Annotated in this window: 21 protein-coding genes and 1 other annotated feature; of the genes, 16 read left to right on the forward strand and 5 right to left on the reverse strand. The window is 42.6% G+C overall.

Annotation, left to right across the window (positions count from 1 at the left end):
- Positions 1 to 26: 26 nt before the first annotated feature.
- A complete protein-coding gene (locus ACSBOP_RS02705; protein WP_442602960.1) occupies positions 27 to 905 on the reverse strand; it encodes a LysR family transcriptional regulator in 879 nt (292 codons plus the stop codon).
- Positions 906 to 1019: 114 nt separating this feature from the next.
- Between ACSBOP_RS02705 and ACSBOP_RS02710 the strand changes: the two genes are divergently transcribed.
- Positions 1020 to 2120: a citrate synthase gene (locus ACSBOP_RS02710; RefSeq protein WP_442602961.1), complete on the forward strand. Its 1101-nt coding sequence runs from the start codon at positions 1020 to 1022 to the stop codon at positions 2118 to 2120.
- Positions 2121 to 2305: 185 nt separating this feature from the next.
- On the opposite strand, the gene ACSBOP_RS02715 is transcribed toward ACSBOP_RS02710, so the two are convergent.
- Genes ACSBOP_RS02715 through ACSBOP_RS02725 form a run of 3 tightly spaced genes read right to left on the reverse strand, consistent with a single transcriptional unit; the run spans position 2306 to position 3421 of the window.
- Positions 2306 to 2647: a hypothetical protein gene (locus tag ACSBOP_RS02715; protein ID WP_442602962.1), complete on the reverse strand. Its 342-nt coding sequence runs from the start codon at positions 2645 to 2647 to the stop codon at positions 2306 to 2308.
- A 6-nt stretch (positions 2648 to 2653) separates the two neighbouring features.
- Positions 2654 to 3094 (reverse strand): hypothetical protein, encoded by a 441-nt coding sequence (locus ACSBOP_RS02720; protein ID WP_442602963.1) that lies wholly within the window; start codon positions 3092 to 3094, stop codon positions 2654 to 2656.
- Between the two features lie 18 nt (positions 3095 to 3112).
- The gene (locus ACSBOP_RS02725; protein ID WP_442602964.1) at positions 3113 to 3421 is read right to left on the reverse strand and encodes a hypothetical protein; all 309 of its coding nucleotides are present in this window, start codon (positions 3419 to 3421) and stop codon (positions 3113 to 3115) included.
- 243 nt (positions 3422 to 3664) lie between these two features.
- Here ACSBOP_RS02725 and ACSBOP_RS02730 point away from each other — a divergent pair, with 243 nt between their 5' ends.
- Positions 3665 to 4291 (forward strand): hypothetical protein, encoded by a 627-nt coding sequence (locus ACSBOP_RS02730; RefSeq protein ID WP_442602965.1) that lies wholly within the window; start codon positions 3665 to 3667, stop codon positions 4289 to 4291.
- 149 nt (positions 4292 to 4440) lie between these two features.
- Here ACSBOP_RS02730 and ACSBOP_RS02735 read toward each other — a convergent pair whose 3' ends face one another.
- The gene (locus ACSBOP_RS02735; RefSeq protein ID WP_442604348.1) at positions 4441 to 5349 is read right to left on the reverse strand and encodes a helix-turn-helix transcriptional regulator; all 909 of its coding nucleotides are present in this window, start codon (positions 5347 to 5349) and stop codon (positions 4441 to 4443) included.
- A gap of 141 nt (positions 5350 to 5490) precedes the next feature.
- Between ACSBOP_RS02735 and ACSBOP_RS02740 the strand changes: the two genes are divergently transcribed.
- The 14 genes from ACSBOP_RS02740 to ACSBOP_RS02805 all read left to right on the forward strand — a co-directional run bounded on the left by ACSBOP_RS02740 (position 5491) and on the right by ACSBOP_RS02805 (position 19435).
- Positions 5491 to 6636, forward strand: a complete 1146-nt coding sequence (locus ACSBOP_RS02740; RefSeq protein WP_442602966.1) for a glycosyl hydrolase family 8 — start codon at positions 5491 to 5493, stop codon at positions 6634 to 6636.
- The gene (locus tag ACSBOP_RS02745) at positions 6623 to 7471 is read left to right on the forward strand and encodes a GGDEF domain-containing protein (RefSeq protein WP_442602967.1); all 849 of its coding nucleotides are present in this window, start codon (positions 6623 to 6625) and stop codon (positions 7469 to 7471) included. Before ACSBOP_RS02740 ends, ACSBOP_RS02745 begins: the two co-directional genes overlap by 14 nt.
- Positions 7461 to 9080, forward strand: a complete 1620-nt coding sequence (locus ACSBOP_RS02750) for a DUF2334 domain-containing protein (protein ID WP_442602968.1) — start codon at positions 7461 to 7463, stop codon at positions 9078 to 9080. Before ACSBOP_RS02745 ends, ACSBOP_RS02750 begins: the two co-directional genes overlap by 11 nt.
- On the forward strand, positions 9073 to 10326 hold the full coding sequence (locus ACSBOP_RS02755) for a glycosyltransferase family 2 protein (protein WP_442604349.1): 1254 nt from the start codon (positions 9073 to 9075) through the stop codon (positions 10324 to 10326). The genes ACSBOP_RS02750 and ACSBOP_RS02755 overlap by 8 nt, the downstream gene beginning before the upstream one ends.
- A gap of 15 nt (positions 10327 to 10341) precedes the next feature.
- Positions 10342 to 12486, forward strand: a complete 2145-nt coding sequence (locus ACSBOP_RS02760) for a cellulose biosynthesis cyclic di-GMP-binding regulatory protein BcsB (RefSeq protein WP_442602969.1) — start codon at positions 10342 to 10344, stop codon at positions 12484 to 12486.
- Between the two features lie 49 nt (positions 12487 to 12535).
- Positions 12536 to 12812, forward strand: a binding site (T-box leader).
- Between the two features lie 53 nt (positions 12813 to 12865).
- Complete coding sequence (gene ilvA / locus ACSBOP_RS02765) at positions 12866 to 14131, forward strand: threonine ammonia-lyase IlvA (RefSeq protein ID WP_442602970.1); 1266 nt, start codon at positions 12866 to 12868, stop codon at positions 14129 to 14131.
- A 240-nt stretch (positions 14132 to 14371) separates the two neighbouring features.
- The gene (locus tag ACSBOP_RS02770; protein ID WP_442602971.1) at positions 14372 to 14671 is read left to right on the forward strand and encodes a LiaF transmembrane domain-containing protein; all 300 of its coding nucleotides are present in this window, start codon (positions 14372 to 14374) and stop codon (positions 14669 to 14671) included.
- A 49-nt stretch (positions 14672 to 14720) separates the two neighbouring features.
- Positions 14721 to 15389 (forward strand): PspA/IM30 family protein, encoded by a 669-nt coding sequence (locus ACSBOP_RS02775; protein ID WP_442602972.1) that lies wholly within the window; start codon positions 14721 to 14723, stop codon positions 15387 to 15389.
- Positions 15390 to 15395: 6 nt separating this feature from the next.
- Positions 15396 to 15872, forward strand: coding sequence for a PspC domain-containing protein (locus tag ACSBOP_RS02780; protein WP_442602973.1), 477 nt, complete (start codon positions 15396 to 15398; stop codon positions 15870 to 15872).
- A gap of 2 nt (positions 15873 to 15874) precedes the next feature.
- Positions 15875 to 16555 (forward strand): PspA/IM30 family protein, encoded by a 681-nt coding sequence (locus ACSBOP_RS02785; RefSeq protein ID WP_442602974.1) that lies wholly within the window; start codon positions 15875 to 15877, stop codon positions 16553 to 16555.
- A 173-nt stretch (positions 16556 to 16728) separates the two neighbouring features.
- Positions 16729 to 17649 (forward strand): polysaccharide deacetylase family protein, encoded by a 921-nt coding sequence (locus tag ACSBOP_RS02790; RefSeq protein WP_442602975.1) that lies wholly within the window; start codon positions 16729 to 16731, stop codon positions 17647 to 17649.
- 17 nt (positions 17650 to 17666) lie between these two features.
- Complete coding sequence (locus ACSBOP_RS02795) at positions 17667 to 18425, forward strand: hypothetical protein (protein WP_442602976.1); 759 nt, start codon at positions 17667 to 17669, stop codon at positions 18423 to 18425.
- A gap of 151 nt (positions 18426 to 18576) precedes the next feature.
- Entirely contained in the window at positions 18577 to 18915 is a 339-nt protein-coding gene (locus ACSBOP_RS02800; RefSeq protein WP_442602977.1) for a DUF3905 domain-containing protein, read from the forward strand.
- Between the two features lie 85 nt (positions 18916 to 19000).
- On the forward strand, positions 19001 to 19435 hold the full coding sequence (locus ACSBOP_RS02805; RefSeq protein WP_442602978.1) for a BrxA/BrxB family bacilliredoxin: 435 nt from the start codon (positions 19001 to 19003) through the stop codon (positions 19433 to 19435).
- Positions 19436 to 19536 lie beyond the last annotated feature (101 nt).

Below are 19536 nucleotides of genomic sequence, written 5' to 3' on the forward strand. Positions count from 1 at the left end.
TGTATCGTTCGTTTTAGAAATAAGTGTTAACTATAAAAATCGATAATAAACTGCATGAATTGTGCTATTTCTTCGGTCTCATGTCGATGGATCAGATAGGTTGAAGCGACTGGAAGCACAAGATCATCCGTATTCACCTCTAGAATTCGACCTTCCATCAACTCCCGAATAACAGTGGATCGAGGCAAGAATGAAATCCCTAACCCTTCTTCGATAAAACGCTTCGTAATATGGACCTGCGATACTTTCATCGTCCGAATACGTGAGAACTTGATCCGAATTTCATTGAGCAGTCCATCCCAATATTCGGGGTGATTGTGAGTGAGAATGAGATGATTCTGCAGCAGCATTTCCAAGTCCATGTGAGGTGCCGTTTCAAAATCATTACCATCATGCGGTACGATCAGCAGCACAGGATCTTCTTTGAGCTTTTGTGTGTGCAAGCCGACTTGTGGAGCACGCATGCGAGTGAGTCCAATATCTGCTGTGCCGCGAATGACGGATTCTCCGATTTCGATGGATTCCATGACATCAATGGCAACTTCGATATCAGAATGTTGGGCAAGAAATCGGCTTACGATCGTAGGTAGTGTGGAGGCAGCAATCAGTGGGGATACCGCGATACGAATCTTTTTACGATAACCTTGTCTCCAGCTTTCTAGATCGTGAACACCTGTTTCTAATGTATGAATCATCTCCTGAGCATAAGGAAGAAACCTTCTTCCGGCTTGAGATAAATGTACATTGCGACCACGCCGCTCGAATAAAGCAATACCGAGCAGTTCTTCCAGATGTTTAATGTGCATCGTGACAGTCGGTTGAGCGAGATACAATTGCTCGGCAGCTTTGCGGAAATTCTCATGTTGTGCCGTTGAAACGAACGTTCTTAGCCATTGAATATCCATCTTAATCTCCTTGTGTAAATTAATAAAGAATTATAATCAAAAATAGCATTTTAATTTAATATTCATAACTATCTCGTTATTGTACACTAAACATAAGAATATTGAAAAGGAGTCATGAACAAGATGATGGTAACGGGATTAGCGGGAGTTGTGGCTGCAGATACGGCGATTAGTTTGGTAGATGGCGAGAAAGGTCACTTAGTATATAGAGGTCACTGGGCGAGCGATTTGGCAATTAACAAGACTTTTGAAGAAGTTGCTTATTTATTGTTGAACGGACATTTGCCGAATGAATCGGAGTTGCATGCATTCGATCAAGCTTTAAAAGCAGAACGTCAATTACCTGAATATACAAAGACGATCATTGATTCCCTGCCACAAGACATGGATATGATGAGCGTGATGCGTACCGTGATTTCCAGTCTAGGCACAAGCGATTATAGCTTTGAACCGACTTATGATCAAGCGCTTCGCATGATCGGTATCATGCCTACGATTATTGCATACCGTTACCACAGCAAGCAGGGGACAGACTTTGTCGAGCCTGATCTTGCTTTAGGTCATGTTGCTAATTATCTTTACATGCTAAAAGGTGAGGAACCTGTACACGCGCATGTGAGAGCACTTAGTGCCTATTTTGTTCTGACGATGGAGCATGGAATGAATGCTTCTACCTTTGCTGCACGGACGATTTTATCTACACAATCTGAAATTGTATCTGCGATCACAGGCGCGATCGGCGCGATGAAAGGTCCTTTACACGGTGGTGCACCGTCAGAGGTTATTGCGATGCTAGGCGAGATTGGAACAGTTGAAAACGCAGAGCCATGGATTCGTGGGGTTCTTGAAAATGGTGGTCGCCTGATGGGCTTCGGACATCGCGTTTACAAGACCAAAGACCCGAGAGCAGAAGCGCTTCGTGAAGTCACCAAGCAGCTTGAAGGCGAAGACCCCTGGCTTGACTTCGCAATTGAAGTGGAAGAAATCGCAATTGGACTACTTGATGAGTACAAACCAGGTCGCAAGCTGTACACGAATGTGGAGTTCTACGCAGCAGCTGTCCTTCGTGCGGTGAACATGCCAGAGGACTTGTACACACCAACATTCACAGCAAGTCGCGTTGTAGGTTGGTCTGCACACGTACTTGAGCAAGCGCCGATTAACCGCATTTTCCGTCCGCAATCTACGTATGTTGGTTCTATGCCAACGGAGTAAGGAATATAAGGGCATTATTTGATATCAAAATAGAAGCACGTCTCTTTCACGAAAGTTGTGGAGGGGGCGTTTTTGTTTATGATGAAACTCAGAATCTGAGTTTTCTTTCTGTTTTCTCGTTAGTTAACGAACACTCCCAAAACAAGTAAAGAGCAATCTCGAAAGAGTCTGCTCTTTATCCCTTTTTAGTTATTGTTTTGATTAGCTAACGATTGGACGGCATTAAGAAACGCTTCGCGATATTTCTTCTCTTCTTCCATTGCCGATTGAAGCATGGGAAGCAGTAAATTCATCTCCGCTTTCGAACTGTCACTCGCACCGGTTCCGTTTGCCAGGTTGAGCAGAAAAGTGTACACGAGCATTAAGCTGGAATAGTTATCCGTATAAGATAGCGTAATGGCTCGGCCCCCAGCCCCCCCAGTTCCCCCATTCGCAGTAGCATTGACTTGCGCCAAAGGGGGGACGACTTCTGATGATGTCGTATTCGTATTGATGTCTTCCACCATTGATCCCACTCTCGCTTTCATATGATTTTAATCATCGTCGACTTCAATTTCCACATCTCCGACGACCGTTACATTCCCGCCGTTACCACCGTTACCGCCGTTTCCAGCTCCGCCGGCTCCTCCGGTACCTCCAGCTCCGCCAATGCCGCCGTCACCGCCGTTTTGATTGGAGGAATTCGATAGAGTAATGTGAGTAACAGAGGTGCTAGCTCCTCCGTTACCGCCGTTACCGCCGGTAGCATTGCCAAATACTGAAGTAGCATCCCCTCCGTCACCGCCGAATGACGCCGATTGCGACGAAAAGGTGCTATTGGTTATTGTAGATACATTGGCCTGGTTCACGCTGTTGTGAGTGCTGTCGCCGCCGGCACCGACGCCGCCGACGCCGCCATTGCCGCCGTTACCACCACCGCCGTTACCGCCATTGCCGCCTGTGCTCTGAATCTGTCCTTCTTCTGAATCCGTCATTTCAGTTCACCCCCCTCTTTATTTGGATCGCTCGTTTTGAGCATTTTTTATTAATTCGTTTAAGTCTAGATCTACAATCGCAACTCCGTTAAACATAACCTGCAGTCTTCCATCGTCATTCTTTATGCTTAACGATTGGTTATGCGTTGAATTCAGTCTCTCAAGCAGTTGGTTCATAAAAATATCATTCAAACTCCCTGTCGAAGAAACTACATCTTGGCCATTAGCGCCGATGGAAGCAGGAGAGCCGTCCATACCACTTTGCCCATCAAAACCGTCCATACCAGGTTGCCCTTCACCATTCATTCCGTCGGACCCTTTAATCATCGCTTTCACCTCCCAATAGTACATGTTTATTCTAATTTCATGCGATGGTTTGTATATCTGTCTTTTAATCTAGCAAAAAGGGCGTATTAATATGTTTATATAGGTAGAGAAGATCGCAGATAATCAGTCATTAAATCTTAAATTGTTTTTATTCGACAGCACCATGCGAGAGATTTCGACAAAATAATTGTATATAATTTCTAATTAAGATAATCTAGTGTCAGCTCAACTATGGAGGGAAATGTGAAAATATGGTTACGGCTTTTATTTATAGCAATCATTATATTTAATGCGTTATCATTTGTATGGTTTCTTCTAGGATCAACAGCATATTTCCAAAGAGGTATGGATATTATTGGAACTACTGGTTTATGTGGAGTTGGTATTCCAGTTCTATTGTTCGCAATCGTATTTACGATACTACTCATTATAGGATGGACTCCGAAGAGTGGAGCAGATTATGTACGAATTTGTGTGGGTTTAGGATTATCAATACTACTCTCTGTCGCTCTGATTCAAAGTGTTAGCACCTATGGCTGGGTAAAAGAAAAAATAGAAAGTGACACTTTAAAGAAGACTTCAGACGAAAAGTATGAATATCGAGTGGATTTAATAAACTTGTTTCAAAGAAACAGTCGTGCACGACTTTATCTTAAGGATATTAGCTCAGGTAAGGAAACCTATATCCCGATTGAGATTCAGACAAGTAAGATAGTGGTTCTTGGGGTAGGTAAGGTCAATCACTGGGTAAAACTTGAGCTAACGGACAATTCATCACAGTATACTTTGTATACGACAAAGGAACTTGGCATACCTGAAGAGAAATTCAAAATAGACATCATAGCAGGAACATCAAATAGAATGAATTAAAATCAAAATTATTCAAACTACAGGCGATCTGAACTGCCCCCCAATTGTTAGACACAAACTAACAATTGGAGGTGCAGTTTTTTCTATGACCAAATAAAGTACAGTTAAAAATGGCTGCTATATTTAATATTGCTAGTCACAGTACCTTATTAAGCTGGCACTTCAGTTCCCTCCTCAAACCCTAGATTCACCGGATGGTCGGGAATCTCAATTTTCTCCTCCAAATTCGTCGAAGGTACCTCGTCCCCAACAATATCAAACTGCAAACTATCAATCCACACTTGACCTTTTCCCGTAAGCAATACGCCGAAATGAATGCTATCACTATCCTCAGCTACATCTAACACAACGCTATATCGTGTCCAGTTCGTGTTACCTGTGATCGGGCGATTGCTCATGTTATCGAACTGAATGTTATCAGTATCTTTTCCATCAATTCGCATCCACATGCCGCACCATTGTTCCACATTCTTAGTCGCGATGAATCCTGATAATTGCAGTCTTTGGCCTCTGTAGTTATTGGCTTTGAACATCTGCATGATCGTGCCAAACCCGCCCATACTATTGCCTTTTCCATGTAAATATCCAGATGCTTTGCCATGATGTGTTTTCGTATAATCGCTACCCATTTCATATTCAGATGGGTGTGTTTCATTAAGTGTCCAGCCATAAGGCTCTTTCGTTTGTTGGTTCATATTCGATTTTCTCTCCTTTTTTTGTGCAATACTAGACATCACGAGTCGGTACTGACCGGGTGTCATCTGAAACATTCTTTTAAAAGCACGGCTAAATGCCTCTTGGGATTCAAATTGGTAATCGAGCGCAACGTCCAAGATACGTCGATTTGATGTAATAAGCTCACTCGCTGCATTTGACAGCCTTCTTTTTCGAATGTAATTCGCAAGTGTCATCCCCATATAGCCATGAAACATGCGGTGAAAATGATACTTCGAAATCGCTGCATGATGCGCGATCGTTGTTAGATCTAATTCATTTTTCAAATGTTGTTCAATAAATTGAAGAGCTGTTTGAATTTCCGCTCCGCGTTCGTTAGGTATCAATTTTATATCACCTGCACTTTCTAAGGTAAGTATATCGCACTCGAAACCTCATTCATTTGATATTTCTTGCTCGATATGCATGATTCAATTCATTTTTATGATCATAATAATCTCGAAATAAGATGAAGGGATTTTGATATGAAAAATAAAATGAAAATCAACATCTCGCTTTTTGTTCCATTAATGGCTCTTCTCGTCATGGGTGGTTTTTACTGGTACTACTCGAGCAGCAGTCCGGATGAAGACAACAAAATAACGATTGCACAAGGAGATAGCCCACTGTTTCGATTTATAGTTACCCACCTCATGGATAAAAGTGGCGGCATCTATACGAATCTGCGAACAGATTTACCCAAAGTCGAACATGTGGCATCCAATCATGCTATGCTGCTGGAATCCAATGGCCTTTTGATGCAATATGCGCTACATACGGGGCGACGCGATTTATTCGATGGACAGCTTCGATTTATTACTAAACATATGCAAGGATCAGACGGGCTGTTGCGCTGGAAGTATGAGGGACCGCATGGAGAGAAAGCGAAGACGAATGCGTCACTTGATGATTTACGCGTAATCAGGTGCTTACTTGATGCACATGATAAGTGGGGAGAAGCAAGTTACCAGACATATGCCTTGTTGTTAGGAGATGCACTGCTCAAGGCAAATCGGCAGAAGGATCTGTTAGTCGATTACTATGACATGACAACAAAACAGCAAGCCAATCAGGTTACAGTCTCTTACTTGGATGTCCAGACTATGAAACGTTTAATGGCGTTCAATTCGAATTGGGCACCAATTTATGAAGCAACTCTATCCCTTCTGACGAAGGCTCAGCTTTCATCTGGACTTTTTATGAAGACATTTGATTTAAAGAGCAACCAGTGGATGCTATGTGAGGGTAAGTTCAACACGATTGACTCACTTATATCAGCTATACATGCAATGGAGGCCGGATTGCCTACGAGTCGAACGATAGATTGGCTGCAGATGACATGGGCACGAGATGGCAGGTTATTCGCCTATTATGATACATCCGGCAACAAATTGGATCAGATCGAATCACCAGCTGTGTATGCGTTAGCGGCGAGATTGGTGCATAAAGCAGGTCTTCATCAGCTTGAAGATCAGCTTGTACAACGGATGCAGCAATTCGCGGTGCAAGACTCTTCATCCCAATATGTAGGCGGGTATGTGGATCTGGCTTCGTTACAGTGCTATTCGTTCGATAATTTACAAGCTTTATTGATGGAGGCAGAAAGGAATTCCATACATGAAAAACAATGACCGCATCTATGTTAGACTACTTTTAGAATTCTTGTTCTTCATACTCATGGCATTATATTTGATGTTTACGATTCAGTGGCACCCACTTAACTATTTATGGTTCATGATTGTGGTTGTGCTTTCCTTATTTTCATTCATGAACACATTGTTGGCTGCACTTGTTAGCTCGATTATCGTGGTTTTTGGGTATAGTACGTATATCCTGATCCAGATTTTCATGCTTCAGACAATCGCAGAAATAACATTTAATGATTTGGTGTGGTTGATATCATTTCCAGTAGCGGCATTTGTCGCGGCTTATCTTGGTGAAGAAGTACAACGTATGGTTAACAGTATTAATCAATATGAAAATAAATATGAAGATCTTGTCTGGGTGGATGAAGTAACCGGTTTTATGAATAGGCGTAAATTCCAATTGGAATGGCAGGAAGAAGTGCAGCGTTCGATTCGCTACAAACGTAATGTGACTGTACTGCTGATGGAAATCGAGTATTTTGACCAGTTTCAAAAAGAATACGGATATGAGCAGACGAATGTTTTATTGAAAAAGGTTGCCGAGCATGTGGACGAGGTATTGCGTAGTATAGATAAAAAATATTATTTTGCTGACGGCATCTTTGCGGGCATCTTGCCTGAGACAGAAATCGGAAATATTGAAGTTGTCATGAATCGAATGGAAGAAAAGTTCGATAAGATCGAAGTGAATCGGGCAAATCGGAAGCGGAAAGTGAAGTTAAACCTGAAATTTGGATCTGCAGGATGTCCGGCTGATGGAACAGATCCCGATGAACTCTACGATCAAGCCAAACAAGGATTAATGCAGTATGTTAAATAAATCGCTGCCGATTAAAGTGATTATCTTGCTTAGCATTTTTATGGCAATGATCGGTCCGGTGAATCAAGCTCATGCAGCAGTCAAACAATGCTTAATCGTATACAATGACATCAAACAAGAGTCTATAGCACGGGCGATCTGGGATTTGACGGGGCATTTTAATGTGAATGCTCGTATTGTTTCGCAAACTCAAATAACCGCTAAAGCACTTGAAGGTATTGATTATGTGATTGCCGTTAGTGAACATGGGAAAACAGATTTCACAGCATTACGACCGATGCTAAAGGACAGGCCGATTCAAGTCATGTGGGTGGGTGGAGAATCAGGTGAGGCAGGGCTTCATAAACGAACCATTATTGATGTGACGTACCGAGGAATAAAGTATCCTATGCGTAATCATGTGATCTTGGACATACCCGCGCCTAAGAGTACGGATGTGAAAATAACAGCATCGGATGGGAGTCAATCCTATACGCTTGGTTACATGTCAGACCAGGAGTGGGGTTTTGCCTCCATTCAATTACTGGATAATATTGGATTGGTTTTTGCCGACTGGCTACATGATTTTTTCGGGGAACCTCATTCCAATAAGCATGAAGCTTTTCTACGTATTGAGGATGTCAGTCCGATTACAGACCCAAGTAAACTTAAGGAAATTACTGATTTTCTTGCCGAGAGGCAAATTCCATTTATGATTGCGACGATTCCTGTATATGTGAATCCAGACACGGGTAAGAAAATATCTTTGCAGGATCGACCTGAAATTGTAGATGCACTGAAGTATGCGGTAGCAAACGGTGGCAGCATCGTGATGCACGGATTTACGCATCAATATTACCAATCCGAGACAGGTGAAGGATTCGAATTTTGGGATGCCGAGAAGGATCAACCCATTCCCAATGAGGAGAGTTACACAACGGAGAAGCTGGAGCGGGGAATCGCTCAACTTATGCAAGTCGGTTTATATCCTTTAGCCTTTGAACCCCCTCATTATGCCATGTCACAACTTGGTTATCAGATTGCACATCGTTATTTTTCCACTATGATTGCTTCTGTTCAATTGACTGACAACACGTATAAAATCTCACACGCCGTTCCGTATCGAAGCCGTTACCAAAGTAGTGGTATGGCAATTATCCCTGAAACCTTAGGTTATGTACTCGATGAACCCGGTCATATTCCGTTAATGATCACGCATCTGGAAGAACTACTGCTTGTGAGGGACAGTGCACTGGGTGCATTTTACCACACGACTTTACCCATTGAGCTGTTAAAAGAATTAGTGGATGGTCTTCAGAAACACAAGCCAGCATTTATCGATCTGAAAAACGAGCATCATCAGGTGCACACTGATTATGCAACGATCAATTCGAACGATGGTCAAATCATTCCAATGATTACAAATCAAGAGAAGTTTGACGCAGCAGTGGGCAAGAATATAACACGTTCTGAACCTAAGTGGATTTCCAATTTCTCTTTCTTTTTTACATGGGGAATTGCTGTTGTGGTCGGTTTATTCATTCTTTTATTCCTTATTTTTATGATCCTACTCAAAAAGCGTAAAAAATATCGACTGTTTCAGGAGGAGGATTCTTCGAATGATCGGTAATTATTTATTTCTGATTGCCTTAATGTCGATCTGGGTTATGCTGCTTTATCATATGTTTTTAACGCTTGGTGGCTATTTATATTCAAATAAGCTGGAGATTGATGGTCCAGATCCGATGCCAGCTGACGAGAAAACATGGCCAAAAGTATCGATCATGATTCCTGCACATAATGAAGATATCGTGATCAGACAAACATTACATGCAATGGTGGCACTCGATTACCCGAAGGAACTACTCGAAGTGATCGTAATTAATGATAATTCGTCAGATCGAACAGGTGAGATTGTTGACGAGTTTGCTGCTCAATATTCGTTCATTATCCCCTTGCACACCTTCCCTCCAGATGGCGGAAAAGGCAAGTCACATGCGCTTAATCGAGCCTTGAAGATTGCCAAAGGTGAGCTTATTGCTGTATACGATGCAGATAATACGCCGGAGAAAGCTGCGGTTAAGAATTTGGTGTCGGGTCTTATTCATCGCCCTGATGTAGCCGCGGTTGTTGGTAAATTTCGCGTGATTAACGCTAAGAAAAACCTGTTAACGAAGTTTATTAATATTGAGACGATCAGCTTCCAATGGATGGCGCAGGCGGGTAGATGGTTCTGGTTCAGCATTACCACAATTCCAGGTACAAATTTTATGATTCGTCGATCGGTGCTGGACAAGGTTGGTGGTTGGGATGAGAAGGCCTTAGCTGAGGATACGGAGCTTAGTATTCGGGTGTATGAAGCCGGATATGTAATTCGATTCTACCCACTCGCAATAACTTGGGAACAGGAACCAGAGACATGGAAGGTCTGGTTTAAACAGCGGACACGATGGGCAATGGGTAACCAATATGTCATTTTTAAATACATGAAACAATTGTTTCGACTCAAAAGAAAACGGATCTTATTTGATATCATTTACTACTTTTTCACATACTTCTTATTTTTAGGTGGCGTGGCCTTATCCCATTTTTTATTTATCGCAGGGCTTGCAGGTTGGATGCAAGTATCAGTTCCGGGTCCATTTTTACTTATCTGGGTACTGGCTTATGTGCTGTTTATTGTTGAAATTATGATTACATTGGGAATTGAACGAACCGAGATGCATCCTCAAAATTTTTTCATCGTGATCCTTATGTACTTAAGCTATTCTCAGCTTTGGTTAGTGTTGGTCATTAGGTCCTTTTATTTACAAATTAGGCATGCAATTAAGAAACAAGAAATGAAATGGGATAAAACGCAGAGGTTTGAATCCTAAGTAAGGAGAATGGGCATGTCGAATAAATCTTGGAACTATACCATCAAGATAGGAATGACCATCCTGCTGCTGGGATCGCTCATTCTAACACCTACTGCACAAGCAGATGAGGCTACGGAGAATCTACCTCTATTTTCAAGTGATATTGTGAATAAGGAAATTCGCAATCGGAACGATTATTATTTTGAAGTAAATACAGCCAGACAAGTACTTGATGGTTCCTATCTAGAATTATTCATCAGTCATTCTAGCATGTTGAATCCGAAGCAGTCCGTTATTACGGTGCTGTTGGATGATGTGCCGCTGGATAGTAAATATTTAGATGAAAGCAATGTAGACCGGACGAGCTATCGTGTGGATCTAAGCAAGCATATAACGAAGTCAGGGTTTCATAATGTGTCGATCGTGTCTAATTTGGTGGCGAGAGGAAATGTCTGTGATGATTTGAATAACCCAGGGAACTGGATGATTATTCACAAGGACAGCGTCGTTCATTTGAATGTGGCGAATATCAACAATACGCCAGATTTAAAGTGGTACCCGAATCCTTTTATTGAAAAAGGAAGTTTAACACCCTTAAACACCATCTTCGTCGTACCCGATGCGATGAATACGGCTGAACTTCAAGTGCTCGGTAAACTTTCAGGGTTCTTTGCCAAGCAAGTACCAGACAGTCGTCTGAACTTTACGGTTTATGTAGAATCAGATGTTACAGATGATCTGCTAGCAGGTCGTCACAGTGTTTGGATGGGTCACAAGGGTGGTTGGAAAGACAAAGGAATTAAAGTATCGGATGAAGCAAGTAAACTTGTTACGGATCCTGCAAAAGGGTACATAGCACTTGCTCCCTCACCATGGAATTCAACCAAGTCGGTGCTCATGCTGGAGGCAGATGAGAAAACGATTGGTAGAGGGGGCGATTTGCTCACAGAGCCAACGTTCTATTCACAATTGCAGGGAGCGGGTATTCAAATTCCAGATACAATAAAGCTACCTAATCCATCTCCACAACCTTTAAATGCATCTGGAAATAAGGTCACTTTCGAACAATTAGGATATCCAGATATGGTGATGGAGAACGCGGCTATTGGGAATACACATATCGAATATACATTTCCTTCGGAATGGGAAGTGGACGATGAACTGAAATTGAAGCTCCTATATCGTCATTCCAAGGCATTGAATTTTGCGGAGTCTGTCTTGACGGTATCGGCAAATAACACACCCCTTGCAAGTAAATTCCTAAGTGCGGAATCCAGTGATACAGGCATTCTAGAATTGACAATTCCGAAGGATACCATTGCTGGAAAATCGAGCTTGGCTCTAGATATATCTTTTCAACTGTGGACTACGAAGGATCGAGATACTTGTGCAGAAGCGAGTCCTCATCTAGGGGAATGGGCGATTATTGATAAGACATCCTTCTTGACAGTACCTTTTCATGATCGGCAGAACTATCAGTTAAGTAACTTACCAGCACCGTTTATTAAAGGTGGAAAGTGGGATAGCACAACATTCGTTCTTCCTGAACATCCGACCTCCAAGGAACTAAGTTTATTTGCGGCTGTAAGAAGTGCGATGGGAAAAATGGCAAGTACAGATGAAGAAGCGACGATAACACTTACATCCGCAAATTTAAAATCTGAAGTTACAGATCGGAATATGATTGTAATTGGGGGAGTGGAGACGATCTCACCGCTGTTTTGGGAAGGGGGGACGATCCCTTTTCGAATGAATGGGAAGACAATAGTCCCAACGATGTCTGATGTTCAACTTCTTCCACAGGTGCAGAATCAAGCAGCGATACTAAGCCTTTCACCAGCACCATTTAATAAGTCTAAGTCATTACTGCTGTATACAAGCATAGAGCGTAATGGGATTAGCGAGTGGAACGAGATCCTTCGTAATCCGGAGCAAGATGGGAAATTGAAGGGGACTTTCGCGCTTGTCGATTCCATTGGCCGCGTTCACACTTTTGAAGCTAAGACAGAACCTAAGAAGCCAGGCTTTTTTAGTCATTTAGGAGACAAGCTATCACTTGAGGGACATCCTTTACTATTTAGGTTTGCCATTTCTATATTATTTGTTGCTGTAGTGGCAGTCATTGGTATTGCCTTATGGAAAATGAAAAAGCGCAAAAAAGGACAAAAGGGTCATTGACATCAAATTCAAATCGCGCTATAACTGAGAATATAATAGTATATTCCCATTTAATTCGTTGACGAGAAGGAGTACGCTTGCGTTTCTGTTCCCTAGAGAGTTGGCACCTGCTGAAAGCCAATGTTCAGAACCTAGTCGAATATCATCTCTGAGAAGTAAAGCTGAAATGGATAGTAAGCTTTAACGGTTTCCTCCGTTACAAGGAGCACGTATGATTGTACGTGACAAAAGATGCTGCCCTTGATCTTTGTTATCCATATCTATTTGGAACAAGAACCTCGGCAGAATTAGGGTGGTAACGCGAGCTTACAAATCTCGTCCCTTGCGGACGGGATTTTTTGTTATTTTAATCCAAATCAAAAGAAAGGGTGAGAAAATCATGGAATCGGTATACACGACATCTGCAGTCACAGCAGAATCAATTGTCCGCGCGCACCATACTTTGAAGGAAGTCGTCCAGAAGACGCCACTGCTTAGAGATCCGAACTTATCTGACAAATTCAATTGTAACTTGTTTTTAAAACGGGAAGACTTACAAATTGTAAGGTCATTTAAAATTCGTGGTGCCTATCACTTGATTCGGAGCTTAACAGATGAGCAATTAGCAAAAGGGATCGTTTGTGCGAGCGCGGGTAACCATGCTCAGGGGGTTGCATTTTCTTGTCAATCACTTGGTATTCATGGCAAAATATTTATGCCAAGCACAACGCCACGCCAAAAAATCTCACAAGTCAAAAAGTTTGGTGGATCCTATGTGGATGTCATTTTGATCGGTGACACTTACGATGATGCTTATGCGGAAGCAATCAAAACATGCAATGAAATGGAAATGACGTTTGTCCATCCGTTTGATGACCCGCATATTATTGCAGGCAATGGTACGGTTGCTATGGAAATCATGGAAAGCATGGATTCGCCAGTTGACTATTTATTTGTAACGGTCGGTGGTGGAGGATTAGCTTCAGGTGTCGGTACATTTGTCAAAATGTTCAGTCCACATACGAAGGTGATCGGCGTTGAACCAAGCGGTGCGACTTCGATGAAAGAAGCTTTCGAGCATAGCGGAGCGATTACAATGGACACCATTGATAAATTCGTAGATGGAGCAGCTGTGAAGCGTGCAGGTGATCTGACGTACCAGATCTGTAAGGATGTTATTGATGAGCTTGTTGCTGTACCAGAAGGTAAAGTATGTACAACTTTACTTGAGCTTTATAATGAGAATGCGATCGTGGCAGAACCAGCAGGTGCGCTTCCGATTAGTGCGCTGGACTTTTATAAAGATGAGATTGTTGGAAAGAATGTCGTCTGCATCATCAGTGGGGGGAACAATGACATTGATCGGATGCAGGAAGTAAAAGAACGTTCGCTGATTTATGAAGGATTAAAGCACTATTTTACCGTTAACTTCCCACAACGGGCCGGTGCTCTGCGTGAATTCCTAGATGAAGTGCTTGGACCCAGTGACGATATTACAAGATTCGAATATACGAAGAAGCATAACAAGGATAACGGACCAGCGCTTGTTGGTATTGAGCTTAAGAGCAGAGAAGATTATGAGCCACTGCTTGAACGAATGAAGCAAAAAGGAATTACGTATAATGAACTGAATAAAGATCCGTTCTTATATAATTTACTAATCTAATAGATACAATACGATTCAGGCTTCAAGTGATGTGAACACCGCGTCATTTGGGGCCTTTTGTTTATCTCATAATCCCTTGCCAGACAAGGGTCTGATCGGGACTTATCCTAGAGTCTGAGAGGTACCCCGACCTTGGTCTAGTACCAAATACCGTCGTGAGTCTGTTTTGGCAAAGATCGATTCGGTCTACAATAAGTACATGAAGCACACGAGAAACAAACGAAAGGTGGTGAAAAAGAAATGGCTTGGAATCGAAATTCAGGATTGGCATTAGCGCTTATCGCAATCGGTGGTATTATTTTACTTAACAAGTTCGGTTTCATCTTCGGCCCGATTATGTCATATGTTATTCCAGTAGTTCTCATCGCACTTGGTTATTATGGAATCAAGAGAGGAAGCACAATGGGCTGGATCGTAGCGACTGTGGGTGTATTGATTCTTCTAGCGAAGCTTTCAACAATCTTCATTATTATCACAGCGGTCGTGCTTGTAGGAATTGGTGTAACCATGTTAACAGGCAAAGGCAGATCGAGAGTATAGAAGCATAATATAAGCAGCATTTAAACATAAGGTAGGTGGAGTGATAACAATGAGTATATGGAAACGGATGAGAGACATCACAGTTGCTACATTGAATGAGCGATTGGAATCAGCAGAAGACCCAGTTCGGATGTTAGATCATTATCTCGCTGGAATGCGTGAGCAACTTCGACAGTCAGAGCGATTGCATCAGCAGTGCGCAATCCACGCGAATAGCCTCAGACAGCAATACTTAACAGCACTCGAAACAAAGGAAAAGCGCGAGTCGCAAGCACTGCTTGCACTTAAAGCAGGCGAGGATAACATGGCACGCATTGTTCTCCACGAGAAGATGCAAGCCGAAGAGCGCTGTGAGCAGTTTAAGAAATTATATGAGCAGACCAAAGAATCTCTAACGGATATGGAAGATCAGCTTGCTGAGCTTCGCTCCGATTACGAGGAGGCTGCAAGTAAACGCAGTTACTACATGGCTCGCATGGAATCGGCACGATTGCAGCATCGTATGAATGCACGTATGAATGCGATGGGTGGCAGCATGCCGCAGGTATATAATCGAATTGATGAGCGTGTAACAGATATGGAATTAGAAGCGAGAAGCATGCGTGATCTACGTAGAATGACACAGGAGGGCGCGTATAACCCCGGTTATGGTCAAGGGCATCCAGAACTTGAGCAAGAACTGGAGAACTTACGCAAGAAACTTAAAGGAGAGGGGTAAACATCGATGTCCACGTCAAAATTATATCGTTCACGTACGAATAAAAAAGTTGCTGGACTATGCGGTGGGCTATCCGAAGTACTTAATATCGATGTAACTCTGCTTCGTCTGGTCGTGGCAGTAGCGGCCATCTTTACAAGCGGCGCGGTCATCTTAGTGTACTTTGTAGCCGCCATGATAGTTCCTAAAGAACCCAAATATACGGATCACTATGATCCTTACGGCCACAGAGGGCCATATAACAATCCATTTAATGACGGTAATTTTGCAGGCAGATCGGACTTTAGAAGACCTGAGCCACCGCCAAGACCGGGCCAGTATCGTGCTACTTATGAAGCACCACAGCAAACCGACAATATCGATGCCATGATGAAAGATATCGAGAAAAAAGCGATGCAAAAAGAAATCGAAGAATTGCGTATAAAGCTGAATCAATTAGAAAAAAACCAAAACAAAAATAATGATACTAAGGGAGATGTGTAACAATGGGCGTATTTTCAAGAATTAAATCAATGACAGTAGCATCTATTAATGAAGTGTTAGATAAAGTGGAAGATCCGATCGTCATGCTTAACCAATACATTCGTGAGATGGAAGAAGAAATTGCGAAGTCTGAAGTGACTGTTGCTCGTCAAATGGCAAATGAGCGCAAGCTAAAAGGCCAAATGGAAGAAAACCTTCGTCTAGCTGCTGAGCGTGAATTCAGAGCAAGTGCAGCTCTCAAAAATGGTAACGAAGCTGCAGCGCGTCAAGCGTTGGAAGAAAAATTACACTATGCAGAAAGAGCAAATGATCTGGCTGATCTACATGCATCTTCCAAAGCACAAGCAGAAGAGTTGACACAACAATTGCACGAAATCAAGAATGAGTTCTACAAAATGCGTAACAAGCGCAACGAACTAGTAACTCGTGCTCAAATGGCAAAAGCGAAAAAACAAATGGCTCAAACGGTATACAATGGTTCCATCGAAGCAGGCACAGCATCACGCGGCTTCCACCGTATGGAAGAGAAGATCATGCAAATGGAAGCGGAAGCTGATGTGGTTCGCAGACCATACTCCGGTACAGGGGCATATGGCGGTCAAACTTTCGTTGACCCAACAAAGCAAGCACAAGTGGATGAGCAGCTTGAGTTGTTAAAACAAAAATTAAACGATAACAACTAATAGAGATCAGATAATTATCGGATAAGAAGATGAGAAACAGGCGGTTACTGCGAGGGCAGAGCCGTCTTTTTTCTTGGGTTTTTTTGATGGCAAATATAAGGTCCAATCCCAACAATTTAGCTTCCTCGGTTGTTTCCTTCTCGGTCATACTAGGTGTACAAGGGGGGAACGGCATGTGTAGACATTTGTTTACAGTAATGATAATCGGGCTTGTGATCAGTGCTTGCTTGACTGGCTGCCGAATAGGCATGAAAGCGAAAGATCAAGGATTAGATGGATCACATCTCATACCTACACCACAGACGTTGAGTACACCACAAGCAACGAAAGTGCCTAATCGTACCATAACACCATCTATACAGCCCTCACCTATACCTAAGTTAACCATTCAGAATAAGCCTGTTAAGAAAAGTAATGTGAAACCTGCAAAGTCAGTCAATAATTTACCGCGCACAGGTCGTAAAATTGCCTATTTGACATTTGATGATGGTCCATCGCCCATAACGATGCGCGTGCTCGATACGTTGAAAAAATATGGCGTTCATGCGACATTTTTTGTGAATGGCAATCCTTCTCCACTCGGGATCTCGTTATACAAACGAATGGCAAGTGAAGGACATGCTATTGGTAATCATACGTATTCACATCATTATGCTTCCATTTATCGATCCCCCCGTGCCTATCAACAGGACGTAGACAAACTTGGGAATTTGCTTGAACGTGTAGTCGGGTATCGACCTACTATTATGCGTTTCCCTGGTGGTTCGAACAATACAGTTAGCCACAGAGCTGGTGGTCCCTACGTGATGAATGCGATAACAGCCAAGATGATCGCAGATGGATACACGTATTTTGACTGGAATGTGGACTCTGAAGATGCTTCAGGGCGTAAGATGGGCAGTAACGATATTTTCCGATCTGTACGGTATTATACAACGGGTCAGCGCAGGGCGATCGTGCTCTTACATGATGCAGCAGGTAAACGGATGACGGCGGAAGCTCTACCTGATATTATTAATTATTTAAAGGGACAAGGATACGAATTTGATGTTCTAAGACGTACATCGTATACGTATCAGTTCTTAAGGCCGTAATTGAAAAGAGGGGGAACATGCCGTCCATTGTAGAAGTAGGACCATTAGTCATTAAAGGAGTCTTATTAACCCTTATATTGAGCTGCCTTGCTGGATTTTTATATTTGGCTTTGCAGCTTAGAAAAACAGCTTATGCCAAGTCACCGCTTTATGATATTTTTGCAAGCGCCCTGTTGATTCTTTTTTTAAGTTGGAAATTGGGTCCGCTATTATCTGAACCATCTTTATTGTGGGAAAACCCGATTAAACTGCTCGTAGTCGCGGGATCCGCAGATGGGATGATTTTTGGCGTCATATTAGCGCTTGTATTCGTGCAAGTAAAGATGAGAAAGAAAGGGCTTTCCGCACTTCTTGTACTTGATGCCGGGAGTTACTTTGCCATAGCTGCCACACTTGTATATCAAATATTGACACCCGTGTATGGATATGCAACAAAGTTGCCTTGGGGAATAGCGGACGAGTACTCGATCATGTCATACCATCCGATTCATCTCTATATGGGACTCTTGTGTGGAATCGGTATTGCGATTTTGTATGTAAAAAGGTCTGCATGGAAGCTCGGGGAGGGTGCTGTCGCACACTTTGTGCTCATGCTCTTCGGTGTTGGGGGTTTAGGTATTAGCTTATTGGCACCGCAGCAGATCGCTTTTCTTTATTTAAGCAAGATACAGCTCTTATACATTGTATTTGCACTTGCAAGTATCGCCCTTACTCGGCTTCATCCGGTAGGCATAGAGGCGGGAGGGGATGTACATACTAACGCTGGAAAGGAGTGAGAGCCACTATGCCAGCAAATAACGGAAATTCCAAAGAACAAGAGCGTCAAGCTCAACAAAACAAATCGAGACAAGATCAACCGGGAATCGATAAAAAATTAAATGGCCCTAACCGCCCTTCGACCTAAGTCGGAGGGTTTTGTATCCCACTATGAGTAACGATAAGCAGAAAAAGCCGTTGGATCCTTTTGAAATTGAATTCTTATCTAAGTTCGAAAAAGGGCGCGGTCCGAGAGAAGTATTCGTGAATGAACATGGCGTCGTCATTGGGGATCATGAATATGCATCTCCACAGTCACCGCTCGAGCAGTGGACAGCAAATACGGATCCTGCGATTATGTCAGGTGAAGAATGGGTACATCCGTTTAAAGATGTAGGATTTCAGATGGAGAAGAACCGCGATTATTTTGAAAAGGGGATTGAGCCGCAGGCCGGCATCCTTACACATCCCACAATAAACAGTTCGGAGCCTGAATCAAATAGGGATTAGCTCTTTGCTTTCACTTTGACTAAAGGTATAATAAGATTAGAATGATTATTAAATACTTTTATACGTTTAGAGGAGTGAATGTGCAGTGTCAATGTCGTTTGATGCATACATGAAAGATATGATTAGACCGATGCGCGAAGATTTAACTCGTGCTGGTGTAACAGAATTATTAACACCTGAGCAAGTAACAGAAGTGATGGACAATACAAAAGGAACAATGCTAGTTGTTATCAACTCCGTTTGCGGTTGTGCAGCAGGTCTATGCCGTCCTGGTGTTGTACGCGCTCTTGAGAATGAAGCGAAGCCGGAACACCTTTACACGGTGTTTGCTGGACAAGAGAAAGAAGCGACTGCTAAATTGCGTGAGTACATCACAACGTACCCACCTTCATCGCCTTCGATCGCTTTGTTCAAGGATGGCGAACTTGTTCACTTTATTCAACGTCACCAAATCGAAGATCGCTCTGCTGAAATGATCGCAGCTGATCTTGTTGGGGCATTCAACGAATTCTGTAAGTAATCACATCGTGAAGCTTGAGACCAGTCCAATGTGGGCTGGTTTTTTATTTTGGAAAAAAAGGGAAAGTGGTGCCGGGAGCGAAAGTAAAAGTACGATTAATA

The sequence above is a fragment of the Paenibacillus sp. KN14-4R genome, from assembly GCF_052180255.1.
GTDB lineage: Bacteria > Bacillota > Bacilli > Paenibacillales > NBRC-103111 > Paenibacillus_AM.